The 17,517-nt window shown below is 69.0% G+C and carries 16 protein-coding genes; 5 read left to right on the forward strand and 11 right to left on the reverse strand.

The window, feature by feature from the left end; genetic code table 11:
- Positions 1–22 precede the first annotated feature (22 nt).
- From KBO27_RS19530 to aceA, 4 genes are all read right to left on the reverse strand, one after another.
- The gene (locus KBO27_RS19530; RefSeq protein WP_210971339.1) at positions 23–544 is read right to left on the reverse strand and encodes an EF-hand domain-containing protein; all 522 of its coding nucleotides are present in this window, start codon (positions 542–544) and stop codon (positions 23–25) included.
- A 115-nt stretch (positions 545–659) separates the two neighbouring features.
- On the reverse strand, positions 660–1,310 hold the full coding sequence (locus KBO27_RS19535) for an MOSC domain-containing protein (RefSeq protein ID WP_210971340.1): 651 nt from the start codon (positions 1,308–1,310) through the stop codon (positions 660–662).
- A gap of 58 nt (positions 1,311–1,368) precedes the next feature.
- The gene (locus tag KBO27_RS19540; protein ID WP_210971341.1) at positions 1,369–2,415 is read right to left on the reverse strand and encodes an NAD(P)H-dependent flavin oxidoreductase; all 1,047 of its coding nucleotides are present in this window, start codon (positions 2,413–2,415) and stop codon (positions 1,369–1,371) included.
- Between the two features lie 414 nt (positions 2,416–2,829).
- Entirely contained in the window at positions 2,830–4,143 is a 1,314-nt protein-coding gene (gene aceA, locus KBO27_RS19545) for an isocitrate lyase (protein WP_210971342.1), read from the reverse strand.
- 118 nt (positions 4,144–4,261) lie between these two features.
- Here aceA and KBO27_RS19550 point away from each other — a divergent pair, with 118 nt between their 5' ends.
- Positions 4,262–5,728 (forward strand): helix-turn-helix transcriptional regulator, encoded by a 1,467-nt coding sequence (locus tag KBO27_RS19550; RefSeq protein ID WP_132679654.1) that lies wholly within the window; start codon positions 4,262–4,264, stop codon positions 5,726–5,728.
- A 47-nt stretch (positions 5,729–5,775) separates the two neighbouring features.
- Here KBO27_RS19550 and KBO27_RS19555 read toward each other — a convergent pair whose 3' ends face one another.
- The 4 genes from KBO27_RS19555 to lepA all read right to left on the reverse strand — a co-directional run bounded on the left by KBO27_RS19555 (position 5,776) and on the right by lepA (position 11,885).
- Entirely contained in the window at positions 5,776–6,660 is an 885-nt protein-coding gene (locus tag KBO27_RS19555) for a LysR family transcriptional regulator (protein WP_210971343.1), read from the reverse strand.
- Positions 6,661–6,735: 75 nt separating this feature from the next.
- Entirely contained in the window at positions 6,736–9,081 is a 2,346-nt protein-coding gene (locus KBO27_RS19560; protein WP_210971344.1) for an arylsulfatase, read from the reverse strand.
- 294 nt (positions 9,082–9,375) lie between these two features.
- Positions 9,376–9,948: a Uma2 family endonuclease gene (locus tag KBO27_RS19565; protein ID WP_443706187.1), complete on the reverse strand. Its 573-nt coding sequence runs from the start codon at positions 9,946–9,948 to the stop codon at positions 9,376–9,378.
- A gap of 83 nt (positions 9,949–10,031) precedes the next feature.
- Positions 10,032–11,885: a translation elongation factor 4 gene (gene lepA / locus KBO27_RS19570; protein ID WP_210971345.1), complete on the reverse strand. Its 1,854-nt coding sequence runs from the start codon at positions 11,883–11,885 to the stop codon at positions 10,032–10,034.
- Positions 11,886–12,125: 240 nt separating this feature from the next.
- Here lepA and KBO27_RS19575 point away from each other — a divergent pair, with 240 nt between their 5' ends.
- A complete protein-coding gene (locus tag KBO27_RS19575; protein WP_210971346.1) occupies positions 12,126–12,239 on the forward strand; it encodes a DUF397 domain-containing protein in 114 nt (37 codons plus the stop codon).
- On the opposite strand, the gene KBO27_RS19580 is transcribed toward KBO27_RS19575, so the two are convergent.
- Positions 12,236–12,616 carry a VOC family protein gene (locus KBO27_RS19580; protein ID WP_210971347.1) on the reverse strand — a complete coding sequence of 127 codons (381 nt, stop codon included), beginning with the start codon at positions 12,614–12,616 and terminating at the stop codon, positions 12,236–12,238. The two genes, KBO27_RS19575 and KBO27_RS19580, sit on opposite strands and share 4 nt — an antisense overlap.
- Before the next feature lie 173 nt (positions 12,617–12,789).
- A complete protein-coding gene (locus tag KBO27_RS19585; protein WP_210971348.1) occupies positions 12,790–13,503 on the reverse strand; it encodes a GntR family transcriptional regulator in 714 nt (237 codons plus the stop codon).
- 85 nt (positions 13,504–13,588) lie between these two features.
- On the opposite strand from KBO27_RS19585, the gene KBO27_RS19590 reads away from it, so the two are divergent.
- On the forward strand, positions 13,589–14,926 hold the full coding sequence (locus KBO27_RS19590; RefSeq protein ID WP_210971349.1) for an MFS transporter: 1,338 nt from the start codon (positions 13,589–13,591) through the stop codon (positions 14,924–14,926).
- Positions 14,927–14,947: 21 nt separating this feature from the next.
- On the forward strand, positions 14,948–16,159 hold the full coding sequence (gene manD / locus KBO27_RS19595; RefSeq protein ID WP_210971350.1) for a D-mannonate dehydratase ManD: 1,212 nt from the start codon (positions 14,948–14,950) through the stop codon (positions 16,157–16,159).
- Positions 16,160–16,218: 59 nt separating this feature from the next.
- Here the strand turns inward: manD and rpsT are convergent, their stop codons facing one another.
- Positions 16,219–16,479, reverse strand: a complete 261-nt coding sequence (gene rpsT / locus KBO27_RS19600) for a 30S ribosomal protein S20 (protein WP_132676085.1) — start codon at positions 16,477–16,479, stop codon at positions 16,219–16,221.
- A gap of 209 nt (positions 16,480–16,688) precedes the next feature.
- On the opposite strand from rpsT, the gene KBO27_RS19605 reads away from it, so the two are divergent.
- A complete protein-coding gene (locus KBO27_RS19605) occupies positions 16,689–17,495 on the forward strand; it encodes a TSUP family transporter (protein ID WP_210971351.1) in 807 nt (268 codons plus the stop codon).
- Positions 17,496–17,517 lie beyond the last annotated feature (22 nt).

Raw genomic sequence — 17,517 nt, forward strand, 5'->3', positions numbered from 1 at the left:
GAACTGGAAGGTCGGTTGCCGGTCAGACCTCTCCGAAGAGGTGGGTGCCCGGCGTCTCGGCGTCGTCGCCGACCCAGAACTCCACCCAGTGGGTCACGAACTCCGACTTCCTGAGCTCACCGTCACCGTTGAGGTCGAGCCGGGCGAACGCGCCGTCGGTCGGCACGTCCCGACCCGTCCACGCCTGGATCATGCGGGCGTACTCGGACGCGGTCACCCGGCCGTCGGAGTCCTCGTCCACCGCCTCGAACATCGACTCGGCGGTCGCCGTCACCAGGTCGAGCATCGCGCCCAGGTTCTCGACCGCGGCCAGCATCTCGTCCTGCGTGATCCGCTGATCGCGATCCTCGTCGGCGGTCGCGCTCAGCGCGCCCCACCAGCGCATCATGATCTCGCGCAGCCGATCCGTCCCGTCCTCACCGCGGATGCGCGTCCACCGGTCGGTCAGCGCCTCGAAGTCCGCGCGCTCCAAGAACCCGTCGCCGTTGACGTCCATCGCGTTGAACACGACGGAAGCCTTCTTCCGCTGCAAGTCGCTCGCCATGACACCAACCTGGCAGGGGCCTCGCGATGGCGACAACAGCCCGGTCGGGCGTTCCGCCGGGCGTGCGAGTGATCATCCTCGGCGCTGTTGGTGACGCACCGTGTCGGCCCCCGGTTCAGGCGGTGGCGCTGGAGGATTCGATCCTGGCGGCGGCGGTGGCGCGCCACTTCTCCGGGAGGTCCGGCAGGCAGCCCGCGACGTGGTCGGCGAGGTCGGCGCGCCCGTGCGTGGTCAACGCGAAGAGCTCCGCGACCTGGACTCCGTGATCGGGTTTGGACAGCACCCGGACCTCGTCGCCCGCGCTGATCTCACCCGCCTGCTCGACGGCCAGGTAGACGCCGGTGCGCCCGTGCTGGGTGAACTTCTTGACCAGTCCGGGGACGTCCCAGAACCCGGCGAAGACGCGGCAGGGCTGGCGCGGCCCGGTCACCCGCAGCACGGCGCCGCCGATCGCCCAGCGCTCGCCGATCAGCGCCGAGGTGCTGTCCACACCGGTCAGCGTCAGGTTCTCGCCCGCGTTGCCCGGCACCAGCTCCTTGCCGAGCTCGGCCGACCAGTGCGCCAGCTCCTCGCCGTCGAACGCGTAGGCGGCCTGGTACCAGGCGCCGTGGTGCTTGGTGTCGCACACCGCGTCGCCCTGGACGCCGGTTTCGGTGAACAGCACCGGCGCGTCGGCGGGACGCTTGTCGATGCCGCTCTTGCCGAGGCGCCCGGCCCACTCCCCGGACCGCACGACTGCCAGGTTCACCGACGACACGACGCTCATGGCGATCAACCTACGCGACCTCTCCGAGCTGCCCCAACAGGTTTGACGACCGCGAAGGTCACAGTCGTCCGGTGACCGCCTGCAGCGCTTCGCGCGCCTCGCGGCGCAGCAACCCGACCAGGTCGGCGGCGGGCATCGGGCGCACGTGGGCGTAGCTCTGGCCCGCCCACATCGAGATCGCCTCGGCGTCGCCCGCCTTGCCCGCGGCGCCGCGCATGGGCTTGGTCAGGTTGTTCACCTGCGGATACGCCGCCGGGGCGTCTTGGTTGTCGAGCATGAAGCGGTTGACCAGACCGCGCGCGGGCCGACCGCTGAACGCACGCGTGATGTCGGTCTGCCGCTGGCCTTCGGCCATCTGGGTCCGTTGCGCCTGCGCGGTGCCCGCCTCGTCGCAGACCAGGAACGCGGTCCCCAGTTGCGCCGCGGCGGCTCCGGCGGTCAGCACGGCCGCGACGTCCGCGCCGTGCACCAGCCCACCGGCGGCGATGACCGGCAGGTCCACCGCCGCGCGCACCGAGCGGATCGCCGGCAGCAGTCCGAGCAGCGGGCCACCACCGGGCATGTCGGGGTCGTCGTGGAACACGCCTCGGTGCCCGCCGGCCTCCATGCCCTGCACGCACACCGCGTCGGCGCCCACGCGGGCCGCCTGCCGGGCCTCGTCGGCGGTGGTCACGGTGACCACGACCTCCGAGCCCACGGCGTGCAGCTGCTCCACGGTGGAGGCTTCGGGAAGCCCGAAGGTGAACGACACCACCGGGATCCGCTCGTCGACGAGGCGCTGCACCTTGGCCGGGTAGGAGTCGTCGTCCCAGTCGGCCGAGCCCGGTTCCGCGCCGTACCTCCCGGCGGCCTCCGCGACCCGCGACCGGTAGTCGTCGAGGTCGACGTCCCTGCGGTCGCTGGGCACGAAGAGGTTCACCCCAAAGGGCTCATCGGTGAGCGAGCGGACTCGCGCGATCTGCTCGACGAGCTTGTCCTCGGACAGCATCGCGCCCGCCAGGAACCCCAGCGCCCCGGCTCCGCTCACCGCGGCGGCCAGCTCCGGCGTGCTGGGACCACCGGCCATCGGCGCGGCCACCACCGGAATCCTCGACTCGACGATCATGCTGAAAACGCTACCTCCGAACCATCCACAACGCCCCCACCGTTCACCGATCCCGAACAGCGCCCACGCCCCCGTCAGGCAAGCGGCGCAGTCGCTTTCTCAGTACCCCACCCGAGCAACTCGCACCGCCGCGGGTTCTGAGCGGCTTCGTGGCGAGTACGCCGCGACGCCGCGTATCGACATACTCAAGGAGTGGCGCACGGAGACCACGGAGCCGCTCAGGTTCCGCCACCCGCACCGCCACGCACAACGACCACAGTCCGAGCGACAAGAAAAAAGTGAGCGGGAACCCGACGCCATGGGTTCCCGCTCACTCGCACCATTGCGATTTTTCCGACACCCCGCCACAGGGCCGCTGGTGCGTTCAGGGGGTGGCCGGCGCAGCAGGGGCGCCGGCCACCATCAACCACACGATCAGTGGAACTGCGAGGTCTCGGTCGAACCGGCCAGCGCGGTGGTCGACGAGTCCGGGTTGATTGCAGTGCTGATCGTGTCGAAGTAACCGGTACCGGCCTCGCGCTGGTGGCGAGTCGCGGTGTAACCGCGGTCTTCCGAGCCGAACTCCTTCTCCTGCAGCTCGACGTAGGCGGTCATGCCGTCGCTGGCGTAGCCCTTGGCCAGGTCGAACATGCTGTAGTTCAGGGCGTGGAAGCCCGCCAGGGTGATGAACTGGAACTTGAAGCCCATGTGGCCGAGCTCGCGCTGGAACTTGGCGATGGTGGCGTCGTCCAGGTTCTTCTTCCAGTTGAACGACGGCGAGCAGTTGTAGGCCAGCATCTGGTCCGGGTACTCGGACTTGACGGCCTCGGCGAACTTGCGGGCCATCTCCAGGTCCGGCGTGCCGGTCTCCATCCAGATCAGGTCCGAGTACGGCGCGTACGCCTTGGCGCGGGCGATGCAGGGCTCGATGCCGTTGTTGACCTTGTAGAAGCCCTCAGCCGTGCGCTCGCCGGTGAGGAACGGCTTGTCGCGGTCGTCGATGTCGCTGGTCAGCAGCGTCGCGGCCTCGGCGTCGGTACGCGCGATGACCAGGGACGGCACACCGGCGACGTCGGCGGCCAGACGGGCGGCGTTCAGCGTCTTGACGTGCTGGCTGGTGGGGATGAGCACCTTGCCACCCAGGTGACCGCACTTCTTCTCAGAAGCGAGCTGGTCCTCCCAGTGCACGCCCGCCGCGCCGGCGCCGATCATGCCGCGCATCAGCTCGTAGGCGTTGAGGACGCCACCGAAGCCGGCCTCGGCGTCGGCGACGATCGGGGCGAGCCAGTGGGTGTCCTCACCCTCGATGGCGCCACCCTCCGGGTCGAGCGCCTCGGCCCAGTTGATCTGGTCGGCGCGCTTGAGGGCGTTGTTGATGCGGCGGACGACCTGCGGGACCGAGTTGGCCGGGTACAGCGACTGGTCCGGGTAGGTCTCGCCCGCCAGGTTGGCGTCGGCGGCGACCTGCCAGCCGGACAGGTAGATGGCCTTGAGGCCGGCGCGGACCTGCTGGACCGCCTGGTTACCGGTCAGCGCGCCCAGCGAGTTGACGTAGTCGAGCTCGTGCAGCAGCTTCCACAGCCGCTCGGAGCCCTGGCGGGCCAGGGTGTGCTCCTCCTGCACCGAGCCGCGGAGGCGGACGACGGTCTCAGCCGAGTGCGTGCGCTCGATGCCCTTCCAGCGCGGGTTGGTGTCCCATTCGCGCTGCAGCTCCTCAGCGGCCTTCTTCGCCTGCTCGCGGATGCTCATGATTTTTCCCCTTCCGGGATCGCTGGCGACCTGCTGGAATCAATATTGCGCGCTGCCAAGCGAAACCGCGCCAGATTTTCTAGGTAATTTTCATGGTTTTTCTGTTAGCATCAACGCCATGACGGAGTTCGCCAGCGAAGAAGACCGTAGTTTTTCTACGGAACACGACCTTCTGGTCTTTGGTCAGCGGCTCAGGCACTTGCGCCGAGCCGCTGGATTGACTCTTGTTGAGCTCGGCGACCGCGTGGGGAGAGCGCCGTCACAGCTGTCGCTGCTGGAGAACGGCCACCGCGAGCCGAAGCTGTCGCTGCTGCGGTCGCTCGCCGACGCGCTGGGGACCTCCGTCGACGAACTGCTGTCGAAGAAGGCCCCGAACCGGCGCGCCGAGCTCGAGATCGCGGTGGAGAAGGCCCAGCTCGACCCGATCTACCAGCGGCTCTCGCTGCCGCCGCTGAAGGTCGGCAAGCGGCTGCCCACCGAGGCCCTCGAACACGTGCTCGCCCTCTACGAGGAGCTCAAGCGCCGCGAGACCCAGAAGGTCGCCACGCCGGAGGAGGCCCGCAAGGCCAACGCCGAGCTGCGCGGCATGATGCGCAAGCACAACAACTACTTCCCGGAGATCGAGAAGGCCGCCAGCGACCTGCTCAAGCGCTCCGGGTACCACGGCGGGCCGCTGTCGGAGGGCCTGATCCAGTCCATCGCCACGCACATGGGCTTCGGGCTGAAGTTCGTCACCGACCTGCCGCGTTCGGTGCGGTCGGTGACCGACATGAAGAACCGCCGGATCTTCCTGCGCCGGGAATCGCTGGGCATGCACAGCCCGCGCACGATCCTGCTGCAGACGCTGGGGCACCTGACGCTGGGCCACAGCCAGCCCCGCGACTTCGCCGACTTCCTGCGGCAGCGCGTCGAGGCCAACTACTTCGCCGCCGCCGTGCTGGTGCCGGAGCAGGCCGCGGTGCCGTTCCTGCAGGACGCCAAGTCCGAGCGGGACCTGGCGGTGGAGGACCTGCGCGACGTGTTCTCGGTGTCCTACGAGATGGCGGCGCACCGGTTCACCAACCTCGCCACCCAGTACCTCGACCTGGTCTGCCACTTCGTCCGCAACGACGAGACCGGCATCATCCACAAGGCCTACGAGAACGACGGGCTGGTCTTCCCCACCGACCCGACGGGCGCGATCGAGGGCCAGCGGATGTGCCGGTACTGGTCGGGGCGCCAGGTCTTCTCCTCCCCGGACCGGTACTCGACGTACTACCAGTACACCGACAAGCCGGGAGCCACGCACTGGTGCGTCGCGCACGTCGACCCGAGCCGCGGCCGGGACTTCGCGATCACCCTCGGCGTGCCCTACGCCGAGTCGCGCTGGTTCCGCGGGCGCGACACCAACAACCACTCCAAGTCCGGCTGCCCGAACGGCGAGTGCTGCCAGCGCCCGCCGGCCGAGCTCGCCAGCCGCTGGGAGGGCATGGTGTGGCCGTCGGCCCGAGCTCACTCCCACGTCCTGGCGGCGCTGCCCGCCGACACCTTCCCCGGTGTCGACGAAGCCGACGTCTACGCCTTCGTGGAGGCCCACCAGGGCTGAGCGGCCAGGTGCGGGACTCAGCCCGCACCGCTGTCCTGAAGACGATCTCAGCGGCGCAGTTCGGCGATGGTCTCGGCCATCGCGACGAACTGCGCCGCTGCTGGTGAGAGGGGTCCTCTGCGCCAGAACAGGACGCCCCGGCGCACCACCTTGGGCCGCAGCGGCAGCACGACCGCGCCGCGCGAGGCGGCATCGCGGGCCATCGCGCGCGGCAGCAGCGTCGCACCCGCTCCGGCCAGCACCAACGGCACGATCATCGCCTGGTGCGCGGTCTCCACCGCGAAAGTCGGTTCGCCACCGCGGGTTCCCACGGTGTCCTCGATGACCTCCCGCGTCGCGGTGCCGGGCGGGGTCGCGATCCAGTCCAGGGTGGACAGCTCCGGCACGCTCAACCGCTTCTGACCGGACGCGGCGCCCGGCGGCAGCACGGCGAAGATCTCCCGGCCGCGCAGCACCATGCTCTCCAGGTCCCCGATGGGATGTTCGGAGTCGACCAGGCCCAGTTCGCACTCACCGGCCCGCACCGACGAGGTCACGTCCGTCCCCAGCTCGGGGTCGGCGATGTTGATCGCGACCTTGGGGTTCTCGCGCAGGAAGGCACCGATGAGCTCGGCGAGCGGATCGACGGCCAGCGTCGTCTGCGCCACGACGTCCAGCCGACCGCTGGAGAGCCCCAGGACCTCGCGGACCGAGGCCGACGCGGTGCTCAGGTCGCGCATCACCTGCCGTGCGGGTTCGACCAGCGCGTCCCCGGCCGGGGTGAGCGAGACGCCGTGCGGCAGCCGGTGGAAGACCTTGCCGCCGAGCTGCTTCTCCAGGTTGCGGATGGCGTGCGACAGGGACGGCTGGGCGACGTGCATGGCCTGCGCGGCGGCGGTGAAGCTGCCGTGCTCGACGATCGCCAGGAAGTACTCCAACTCCCGCCGGTCCATGCCACCTCCTCACGCGACGATCCCGCCTGCCCGGCATTAGACCAGGCAGGCGGGACATCGCCAGACCGGTACCGCCTACTCGTGCGCGGTGCGGAACGCCGACGCGGCCTCCACGTCGGCCCACTGGTCATCGTCGAGGTCGACGCGCAGCCGCCGCAGCCCTCCGGTGAAGGCGTTGTCGACCGGCGCGTAGTCGTCGGTGACCGGGCTGGCCCGGTCCACGCCGATGTCGAAGGTTTCGTCGAAGGCGAAGTAGTACGGGATCGTCGCATCGACCCGGCCCGAGGCGACCTCGGTGCCGTCCACGCGCAGCGTCACCGCACCGCCCTTGCCGACACCACCGCCGTCGTAGTCGAACCGCAGGCTGACCTCGTGCTCGCCCGCGGGCACCGGCTCCGGAGCGCGGACGTGCTGGACGACCGAGCCGAAGTAGTTGTAGGCGTAGCTGGGCTTGCCGTCGTGGAAGTAGAACGACCAGCCACCGGTGTGACCGCCCTGGGCGACCAGCACGCCTTCGGCACCGCTCTCGGGCACGTCGACCATCGCGGTCAGGGTGTGCGAGCGGTTCTTGACGTTCGGCGCGGTCTCCTCGGTCAGCCGCTTGGCGCCGGCGTGGAAGGTGACCGAACGCCGGTCGCCCATCAGGTCCAGCCGGCCGGCTTCGAGGGGGTTCTCCCGCTCGGTCATCCGGTCGTCCAGCGGCAGCACGTTGTGCTTGGCGGCCTCCACCAGGAACAGCTGCTGGAGCTCGCGCAGCTTCTCCGGGTGCTGCTCGGCGAGGTCGTGGGACTGCGTCCAGTCCACGTTGGTGTTGTAGAGCTCCCACTTGTCGTCGTCGAAGGAGCGGCGGACGCCGTCCTGGACCATCACCCACGGCGTGCCGTGGCGGGTCACGGCCATCCACCCGTCCTGGTAGATGCCCCTGTTGCCGACCATCTCGAAGTACTGCACGCGGTGCCGGTCGGGCGCGTCGGCGTCGTTGAAGCTGTAGAGCATGCTGGTGCCCTCGATGGGCTGCTGCGCGACGCCGTTGACCTCGGTCGGGTGCGGCAGGCCCGCCGCCTCCAGGATCGTCGGCACGATGTCGATGACGTGGTGGAACTGGTCGCGCAGCCCGCCGCGCTCGGCGATGCCGTCGGGCCAGTGCACGATCATGCCGTCCCGGATGCCGCCCAAGTGCGAGGCGACCTGCTTGGTCCACTGGTAAGGCGTGTTCATCGCCAGCGCCCAGCCGACCGGGTAGTGCGCGTGCGTGGTCGCGTCGCCCAGCGCGGCGTCGTTGGCGTTGATGAACTCGGCGCTGTCGGGGATGCCGCTGGCGAAGCGGTGCTCGTTGAGCGTGCCGCCCAGTCCGCCTTCGGCGGAGGCACCGTTGTCACCGAGGATGTAGACGAACAGCGTGTTGTCGAGCTCGCCCAGCTCGTCGAGGGCGTCGACGAAGCGTCCGACCTGGTCGTCGGTGTGCTCGGCGAAGCCGGCGTAGAGCTCCATCAGCGACGCCGCGGCCCGCTGCTCCTCGGCGGAGAGCTCGTCCCAGTGCGGCACGCCTTCCGACCACGGCGCCAGTTCCGCGTCCTGCGGGACGACGCCGAGCTCCTTCTGCCGCTCCAGGGTGATCTCGCGCTGGCGGTCCCAGCCGTGGTCGAACTTGCCCCGGTACTTCTCGCGGTATTCGCTCGGCACGTGGTAGGGCGCGTGGGTGGCACCGAAGGGCAGGTAGGCGAAGAACGGGTTGTCGGGCTTGAGCGAGGTCTGGTCGCGCACCCAGTCGATCGCGTTGTCCACCAGGTCCTCGGACAGGTGGTAGCCGTCCTCGGGTTTGCGGGTGGGCTCAACGGGTTTCGTGCCGTCGAACAGCACCGGGTACCAGTGGTTCATCTCCGCGCACAGGAACCCGTAGAACTTCTCGAAGCCCTCACCGGTGGGCCACCGGTCGAACGGCCCGGCGGCGCTGACGTCGCGGGCCGGGGTCTGGTGCCACTTGCCGAAGGCCGCGGTGTTGTAGCCGTTGCCCTGCAGCATCTGGCCGATCGTGGCGGCGCTGAGCGGGCGGATCCCGCAGTAGCCGGGCGCGGCGCTGGCCATCTCGGTGGTGACGCCCATGCCGACGGAGTGGTGGTTGCGACCGGTCAGCAGGGCCTGCCGGGTCGGCGAGCAGATCGCGGTGACGTGGAACCGGTTGTAGCGCAGGCCACCATCGGCCAGGCGCTCGGCGGTGGGCATGTTGCAGGGCCCGCCGAACGCGCTCGGGGCGCCGAAGCCCATGTCGTCGATGAGCACCACGACGACGTTGGGCGCGCCCTGCGGCGGGCGCAACGGCTGCCGGGGCTGGAAGGCCGGGCTCTGGTCACGAGCGTCGAGGGATGTGGCGGCGGGGGGCTGAGGGTCGGGGATCGGTAAGCGTTCGCGGGAGAAGTCCACCAGCAACCTCCAGGCAGCGTCGAGCCCGCCACTTTTGGTGGCGCACCAGGGAAAACATCGATGTGCTCGGCGGAAACCGAAACACCGCAAGACCTTTGCGATCGAATGCTAACCACAGGCCTGAACCGCACAACCCCGATCCACCGGCTGAGATCGTGACCCGAGTCACGATTCACCCGGGTTTCCCCAGATCACCACCAGAGCAGACCAATGCTCGATAAGCCCCATAGAGGACTTCTATGCGGGTTCACGAGTTGACCTTCACGACGCCCGTTGGCCGACGACGTGGAGCCCTCAGCAGAACCGACGGCGGCCGATGAGTTCGGAGGGAACGACTCGGACCGGGAACGGGCTGGCCGCGTCGAAAGCCTCTGGACCGGTGAACTTGCCCAGGGTTCGGTACTCACCGTCGTCCAGCTCGAACACGGTCAGCCGGGGCTCCAGCGGATCGATGACCCAGTAGCTCGGGACGCCGAGTCGCTCGTAGAAGGCCTTCTTCGAATTCAGGTCGTGGAGCTTCGTGCTCGGGGACAGGACTTCCACCGCGAGCACGGGCGCCGTCGGCAGGTACGCCTCCGTGAGGTCCTCATCCCGAGCGACCAGCAAGTCGGGCTGAAGCTCGACCGTGACGGACGGGCGAACCGCGAAAGGGGCGGGCAGCACGTCCAGCTCGTCCGGGCAGGCTGCATCGAGCAGCGCTCCGAGACGCAGAACCACTTTCTGATGCTTGTACCCAGGCGCGGGCGTCACGAGAAGCGCCCCGTCGAGAAGCTCGTACCGGTGGCCGTCATCGGGCATCATCTTCAGGTCGTACACCGTGAACGGGCGACCTTGGACGATGCCGTGCGGACCGGTCGTCTCTGCCATGACTGACATGGTGCCCTCCTTTCCGATCGATGGAAAGTCAACCAGAGGGCACCGACAGTCGGTCACCGGCCTTGCACTGAGCGTTACTTCTTGCCGCCCTTGGACTTGTCGTCCTTGCCCTCGTCCGTGGACAGGGCTGCGACGAAGGCTTCTTGCGGGACCTCGACGCGGCCGATGGTCTTCATCCGCTTCTTGCCTTCCTTCTGCTTCTCCAGCAGCTTGCGCTTCCGGCTGATGTCACCGCCGTAGCACTTGGCGAGCACGTCCTTGCGGATCGCGCGGATCGTCTCGCGGGCGATGATGCGCGAGCCGATGGCCGCCTGGATCGGCACCTCGAACTGCTGGCGCGGGATGAGTTCGCGCAGCTTGGTGGCCATCTTGGTGCCGTAGGCGTAGGCGCCGTCGCGGTGCACGATCGCGCTGAAGGCGTCGACCGGCTCGCCCTGCAGCAGGATGTCGACCTTGACCAGGTTCGACGCCTGCATCCCGGATTCCTCGTAGTCCATCGAGGCGTAGCCGCGGGTGCGGGACTTGAGCTGGTCGAAGAAGTCGAAGACGATCTCGCCCAGCGGCAGCGTGTAGCGCAGCTCGACGCGGCTCTCCGACAGGTAGTCCATGCCCTCGAGCTGGCCGCGGCGGCTCTGGCACAGCTCCATGATCGTGCCCACGAACTCGGACGGGGCGATCACCGTGCACTTGGCGATCGGCTCGGAGACCTCCTTGATCTTGCCCTCGGGCCAGTCGGAGGGGTTGGTCACCACGAGCTCGGTGTCGTCCTCCATCTCGACCTCGTAGACCACGTTCGGGGCGGTGGAGATCAGGTTCAGGTTGAACTCGCGCTCCAGCCGGTCCCGGGTGATCTCCAGGTGCAGCAGCCCGAGGAAGCCGCAGCGGAAGCCGAAGCCCAGCGCGCCCGAGGTCTCCGGCTCGTAGGTCAGGGCGGCGTCGTTGAGCTGCAGCTTCTCCAGCGCTTCGCGCAGGATCGGGTAGTCGGAGCCGTCGATCGGGTACAGCCCGGAGTAGACCATCGGCTTGGGCTCGCGGTAGCCGGCCAGCGGCTCGGTCGCGCCCTTGCGCTCGGCGGTGATGGTGTCGCCGACCTTGGACTGGCGGACGTCCTTCACGCCGGTGATCAGGTAGCCGACCTCGCCGACGCTCAGGCCCTTCGACGGCTTGGGATCCGGCGAGATGATGCCGACTTCCAGCAGCTCGTGGGTGGCGTTGGTGGACATCATCCTGATCCGCTGGCGCGGGGTGATCTTGCCGTCGACGACGCGGATGTAGGTGACCACGCCGCGGTAGGTGTCGTAGACCGAGTCGAAGATCATCGCGCGCGGCGGGGAGTCGGCCTCGCCCTGCGGCGCCGGGACCTGCTTCACGACCTCGTCGAGGACCGCGCCCACGCCCTCACCGGTCTTGGCCGACACGCGCAGCACGTCCTCGGGCTCGCAGCCGATGATGTGCGCGAGCTCCGCCGCGTACTTGTCCGGTTCGGCGGCGGGCAGGTCGATCTTGTTGAGCACCGGGATGATCTGCAGCTCGTGCTCCATGGCGAGGTAGAGGTTCGCCAGGGTCTGAGCCTCGATGCCCTGCGCGGCGTCGACCAGCAGGATCGCGCCTTCGCAGGCGGCCAGCGAACGGCTGACCTCGTAGGTGAAGTCGACGTGACCGGGGGTGTCGATCATGTGCAGCACGTGCTCGTCGCCGTCGAGGACCCACGGCAGGCGCACGTTCTGCGCCTTGATCGTGATGCCGCGCTCGCGCTCGATGTCCATCCGGTCGAGGTACTGGGCCCGGTAGGCGCGTTCCTCCAGCACACCGGTCAGCTGCAGCATGCGGTCGGCCAGCGTCGACTTGCCGTGGTCGATGTGCGCGATGATGCAGAAGTTCCGGATCCGCTCCGGCGGGGTGAACGTGGTGTCGGCGAAACTGCTCACTCAGGGGTCCTCGGATGTCGGCGGCGTTCCTACGGCTGTCGGCGTTCGTCGGCAGACGTCGGCCCGGTCTCCCCCGGGCGGATGACGCGCACGGGGTCACCCCATCGTCCCACGCCACGCCCACTACCCGACGCCCAACTCCCGGACGCCCCGCACGAGCCCCGCTTGCCGGGGCGGCAAGCCCCGCCTTGGGGGAAGCTGCGGGGTGTTCGCTTCATCGGGAGCTCTCACCGGGCCGGCATGTTGAGTCCCGAGGTCGTGGCCGTGCGGGACTCGAAGGATCGCCACGGGCCGGTGCCGACCTTCAGCGCGGCGGCGTTCCGCGAGTTCCTGGCTGGGCTGAAGCAGCGCTAGTCGCCGCGGGTGTCGCGGCGGATGGGGTGGTCGGCGGGGACTTCGACGACGACGATGCGCATGCCGTCGGGATCGGCGATCCAGCCTTCGTGCAGGCCCCAGGGCTTGTGCTCGGGCTCGGCGAGGACCGTGACGGCCTGCTCGCGGAGCTCGTCGAAAGTGGCTCGGAGGTCCCGGACCTGGAGCCACAGCACCTGATCCGGACTCGGGCCCTGGTCTCCCTGGCCGGAGACCTCCAGATACCCCTGCCCCAGGAAGAACACCGTGCCACCGGGGAATTCGCGGCAGACCGCCAACCCCAGCACGTCGCGGTAGAACCGCACGGACCGATCGTGGTCACCGGGCCGGAGGATCATCCGGCTGTTCAAGACCTCCATGCCCGCCTTTCTACCGGCAAACACCCCGGAACACCGAACACGGCCAGATCAGCACGCTCCACGACCACGACCACGCCTGGACTCGGCACCCGAGGGCGCGGGGATTCCAATTTCGCGCGAAATTCGAATCGTCGCCCGATCGAGGAACCCGACGGGGGCTGCGCACCGAAGCGTCAGCGGAGGACGGTGATGCTGCGCCTGACCGGGCGTTCGTCGGTGCTGTCGACGAAGAGTTCGGGCGATTCCGCCCGGATCCTCTCGACGTCCTCGAACACGGCGCGCAGGTGGCCGCGGAGGGCTCCGAGGGCCGCTTCGAGGTCACGCGATTCGAGGCCGTCGACGATCTCGGTGTGCTGATCGATCAGGGCCGAGACCGGGCTGACCGTGCGCAGCCCGAGGCGGCGGGCGCGGTCGAGGTGGGCCTTGGCCTGCTCGACCGTGCGCCAGGCGTTGGTGTGACCACCTGCGGTGAGCAGGCGCTGGTGGAAGGCCTCGTCGAGCTCGAAGAACCTGCCCACGTCATCGGCGGCCGCGCGCTGCTGCCCCAGCAGGTCGCGCAGGGCTTCGACGTCCTCGTCCGTGCGATGCTCGACGGCGTCGGTCAGCGAGGCGCCCTCGACGGCTTCGCGGACGAACTGGGCGTCGGCGATGCGCTGCGGGTCCACCCGGGCGACGAACGAACCGAGCTTCGGGAAGACCCGGACCAGGTCCTCCTCTGCGAGCAGCAGCAGGCTCTCGCGCACCGGGGTCCGGGAGACCTCCAGCTCACCGGCCAACTCGTTCTCCGACAGCGGATGTCCCGGCGGCAGCTGCAGGGTGATGATGCGCTGCCGGATCTCGCGGTGCACCGTCACCCGAGCCGAGGTCTTGCCCGCCGTCGTCGCCATGGTCACCACCCTATCGACCACCCTTGACTCGTGGCATCCCAGCGCTTGTATGGTACCGCTGGTATTCATGAACTGAGGAGGGTCAATGCCGACGGACCTCGAACCGCGCGCCGGCGGGACCAGATCGCTGCGCCGCACGGTCGCCGCCTCGGTGATCGGCACGATCGCCGAGTACTACGACTTCTTCATCTACGGCACCGCATCGGCGCTGGTGTTCAACAAGGTCTTCTTCCCCGAGGTCGACCCGCTCGTGGGCACCCTCGCCGCGTTCTCCACCTACGCGGTCGGGTTCTTCGCCCGCCCCCTCGGCGGCCTGGTGTGGGGACACGTCGGCGACCGGCTCGGCCGCAAGAAGACGCTGGTCTACACGCTGCTGCTCACCGGCCTCGGCACCTTCGTGGTCGGCCTGATGCCCACCTACGAGCAGATCGGGTTGTGGGCGGCGATCATCCTGGTCCTGGTCCGGCTGCTGCAGGGCTTCGGCGTCGGCGGCGAGCAGGGCGGAGCGCTGCTGCTCACGGCCGAAGCCGCGCCACCGGACAAGCGCGGCTTCTACGCGAGCTTCGTGCAGATGGGCTCGCCCGCGGCCTACCTGATCCCGACCGTGCTGTTCGCGGTGCTGGAGGCGCAGCTGCCCGAAGAGGCGTTCCTCTCCTGGGGCTGGCGCATCCCGTTCCTGCTCAGCGCCGTCGTGGTGATCATCGGCCTGTACATCCGGATGCGGGTGCCCGAATCCGAGACCTTCGAGGCCGTCAAGGAGCAGGAACCGCAGCGCGCGCCGGTGAAGGTGCTGCTGTCGGACCACCGGCGCGAGGTGTTCGGCGGCATGCTGGCGAAGTTCGTCGAGGCCGCCGTCTTCCCGCTCTACACCGTCTTCCTCGTCTCCTACGCCAAGGCGCACGACGTCGACACCGGGATCGTGCTGGACGCGGTGATCATCGCGATCGTCGCCGAGCTGATCCTGCTGCCGTTCTGGGGGAAGCTCACCGACCGCATCGGCCGCCGCACCACCTTCATCGGCGCCGCCGTGCTCAACCTGGTGCTGGTGGTGCCCGCGTTCCTGGCCGTGGAGAGCGGCAACGTCGTGCTGATCACGCTGCTGATGATCGCCGGACTGGCCTTCGGTCACGCCGGGACCTACGCGCCGCAGGCGTCCTACTTCCCCGAGCTGTTCCCCTCCAGCGCCCGCTACAGCGGCGTGTCGGTGGTGTGGCAGTTCGGCGCGATGATCGCCAGCGGCCCGTTCACCGTCGTCGCCTCCGCTCTGCTGGTGCTCGCCGGCGGCGGCTTCACCTGGGTCGCGGTGTACGTGGCTGCGCTGATCGTGCTGAGCCTCATCGGCCTGCGCTTCCTCCCCGAAACCGCGCCGAACCGCCGTGGCGGCACCGAGTACGCCGACTGGCCCCGCACCGAACAGAACTAGCCGATCGCAGAGAGGACCGAGTTGTCCAAGATCGTTGATGCCAAGGTCATCGTCACCGCTCCCGGCCGCAACTACGTGACGCTCAAGCTCACCACCGCCGACGGCGTGGTCGGCTGGGGTGACGCCACGCTCAACGGGCGCGAGCTCGCCGTGGCGTCCTACCTGCGCGACCACGTCTGCCCGCTGCTGATCGGCCGCGACTCCCAGCGCATCGAGGACACCTGGCAGTACCTGTACAAGGGCGCCTACTGGCGGCGCGGCCCGGTGACGATGACCGCGATCGCCGCCGTCGACATCGCGCTGTGGGACATCAAGGGCAAGGTCGCCGGGCTGCCCGTCTACCAGCTGCTCGGCGGCGCGGCCCGGGACGGCGTGCTGACCTACTGCCACGCCACCGGCGAGGACGTCCCCGCGCTGCTCGACGACGTCGCCGCGCACCTTGACCAGGGATTCCTGGCGATCCGGGCGCAGGCGTCGGTGCCCGGCGTGGACAAGGCCTACGGGGTTCCGGCCAAGGGCGAGTTCTACGAGCCCGCGTCCTCAGCGGTTCCGGAGGAAGGCCACTGGGACACCGAGTCCTACCTGCGGCACGCGCCGCAGGTGCTGGGCGCGGTGCGGGAGCGGTTCGGCTTCGACTTCCACCTGCTGCACGACGTGCACCACCGGCTCACTCCCATCGAGGCCGGGCGGCTGGGCAAGGACCTCGAAGAGCACCGCATGTTCTGGATCGAGGACCCGACCCCGGCCGAGGACCAGAGCGCGTTCCGGCTGATCCGGGAGCACACCACGACCCCGATCGCGGTCGGCGAGGTGTTCAACTCGATCTGGGACTGCCAGCAGCTGATCACCGAGCGCCTGATCGACTACATCCGCACCTCGGTCTCGCACGCGGGCGGCATCACGCACCTGCGGCGGATCTTCTCGCTCGCCGAGCTCTACGGCGTGCGCACCGGCTGCCACGGGGCCGGTGACCTGTCGCCGATCTCGCTGTCGGCCGCGCTCAACGTCGACCTGGCCGTGCCGAACTTCGGCATCCAGGAGTACATGGGCCACACCGAGCAGACCGCGGAGGTGTTCCACTCCGGGTACACCTTCGCCAACGGCTACCTGCACCCCAGCGACGAACCCGGACTCGGCGTGTGGGTCGACGAGGAGGCCGCCGAGCGCTTCCCCTACGAGCCCCGGTACCTGCCGGTGAACCGCCGCCGCGACGGCTCGATGCACGACTGGTGAGATGCGAAACGGCCCTCTCCCCGCTGCGGGGAGAGGGCCGTTTCGTCGACTGAGAAAACTCAGATCTTGTTCACGCGGGCGGCCATCGCCGACTTCTTGTTGGCGGCCTGGTTCTTGTGGATGACGCCCTTGCTCGCGGCCTTGTCCAGCAGACGACCGGCGGTCTGCTGCAGCTCGGCGGCCTTGTCCTTCTCGCCGGCGTCAGCGGCCGCGCGGAACTTGCGGATGGCGGACTTCAGCGTGGTCTTCACAGCCTTGTTGCGCTGGCGGTTCGCCTCGTTGGTCTTGATCCGCTTCATCTGGGACTTGATGTTGGCCACTGGTGCGCCTCTTCCTCGTCAGTCGAATCACGTGCCGCACTCGAATCGGCCCGGCCCGAAGACCGGTTTTCCTCCACGGCGGAATGCCGTACGACACGGTCGTCCATGCTAACAAGGCTCACCTGCGCGTTCGCCGGGTGGTCCGAGTGCCGCGAGGACGCTCACAACCACTCGGAATCCGCTGTGCCCAGGCCATACGGTGATGCCTCGTGCTGACCGCGTTGAACTGGCCCGGATTCGCCGATCTCACCCTCGCCGGGCTGCTGTTCCTCTGCGCGGCGGCGTTCCTCGCCGGAGCCGTGGACGCGATCGTCGGCGGCGGTGGCCTCATCCAGCTGCCCGCGATGCTGATGCTGCTGCCCGGCGGCGAGGTCGTCTACTCGCTGGCCACCAGCAAGGTCGCCGCGATCGCCGGGACCTCGGCCGCAGCTCGCACCTACGCCAAGCGCACCCCGATGGACTGGCGGGCCGCGCTGCCGATGGCGCTGGTGGCGCTGCTCGGATCGCTGGGCGGGGCGGCGCTGGCCGATGCGCTGCCCTCGTCGGTGCTCAACGTCGTGGTGCTGGTCGCGCTGGTCGTGGTCGGCATCTACACGTGGCGCAAGCCCGATCTCGGCTCGGTGCACGCTCCCCGGTTCGCGCGCCGGCTCCAGCTGGTGCTGATGCTGCTCGGCGGTGCGGTGATCGGGTTCTGGGACGGCATCGCCGGGCCGGGAACCGGCTCGTTCCTGGTGTTCTGGCTGGTCAGCCTGGTCGGATTCGCCTTCGTCACCGCATCGGCGACCGCGAAGGTCGTCAACGTGGCCACCAACCTGGGCGCACTGTTCTTCTTCATCCCGGCCGGCAAGGTCCTGTGGGGCCTGGGGCTGGTGATGGCCGCCAGCAACATCGCGGGCAGCGTGCTCGGCGCGACGCTGGCCGCCGGTCGCGGATCGGCGTTCGTGCGGCGGGTGTTCCTGACGGTGGTGGTCGGACTCGTGGTCAGCCTCGGCTGGAAGATCGCGCTCAGCGGCTGACCGGAACTCAGCTCCCCGGATT

The sequence above is a fragment of the Saccharopolyspora endophytica genome (assembly GCF_018070075.1).
Taxonomy (GTDB): Bacteria; Actinomycetota; Actinomycetes; order Mycobacteriales; family Pseudonocardiaceae; genus Saccharopolyspora; species Saccharopolyspora endophytica.

Excerpts from the sequence above, each read along its gene's own strand:
- KBO27_RS19530 (WP_210971339.1), bottom strand. The coding sequence starts at position 544 with ATGGCGAGCGACTTGCAGCGGAAGAAGGCTTCCGTCGTGTTCAACGCG.
- KBO27_RS19535 (WP_210971340.1), bottom strand. The coding sequence starts at position 1,310 with ATGAGCGTCGTGTCGTCGGTGAACCTGGCAGTCGTGCGGTCCGGGGAG.
- KBO27_RS19540 (WP_210971341.1), bottom strand. The coding sequence starts at position 2,415 with ATGATCGTCGAGTCGAGGATTCCGGTGGTGGCCGCGCCGATGGCCGGT.
- aceA (WP_210971342.1), bottom strand. The coding sequence starts at position 4,143 with ATGAGCATCCGCGAGCAGGCGAAGAAGGCCGCTGAGGAGCTGCAGCGC.
- KBO27_RS19550 (WP_132679654.1), top strand. The coding sequence starts at position 4,262 with ATGACGGAGTTCGCCAGCGAAGAAGACCGTAGTTTTTCTACGGAACAC.
- KBO27_RS19555 (WP_210971343.1), bottom strand. The coding sequence starts at position 6,660 with ATGGACCGGCGGGAGTTGGAGTACTTCCTGGCGATCGTCGAGCACGGC.
- KBO27_RS19565 (WP_443706187.1), bottom strand. The coding sequence starts at position 9,948 with ATGGCAGAGACGACCGGTCCGCACGGCATCGTCCAAGGTCGCCCGTTC.
- KBO27_RS19575 (WP_210971346.1), top strand. The coding sequence starts at position 12,126 with ATGTTGAGTCCCGAGGTCGTGGCCGTGCGGGACTCGAAGGATCGCCAC.
- KBO27_RS19580 (WP_210971347.1), bottom strand. The coding sequence starts at position 12,616 with ATGGAGGTCTTGAACAGCCGGATGATCCTCCGGCCCGGTGACCACGAT.
- KBO27_RS19585 (WP_210971348.1), bottom strand. The coding sequence starts at position 13,503 with ATGGCGACGACGGCGGGCAAGACCTCGGCTCGGGTGACGGTGCACCGC.
- KBO27_RS19590 (WP_210971349.1), top strand. The coding sequence starts at position 13,589 with ATGCCGACGGACCTCGAACCGCGCGCCGGCGGGACCAGATCGCTGCGC.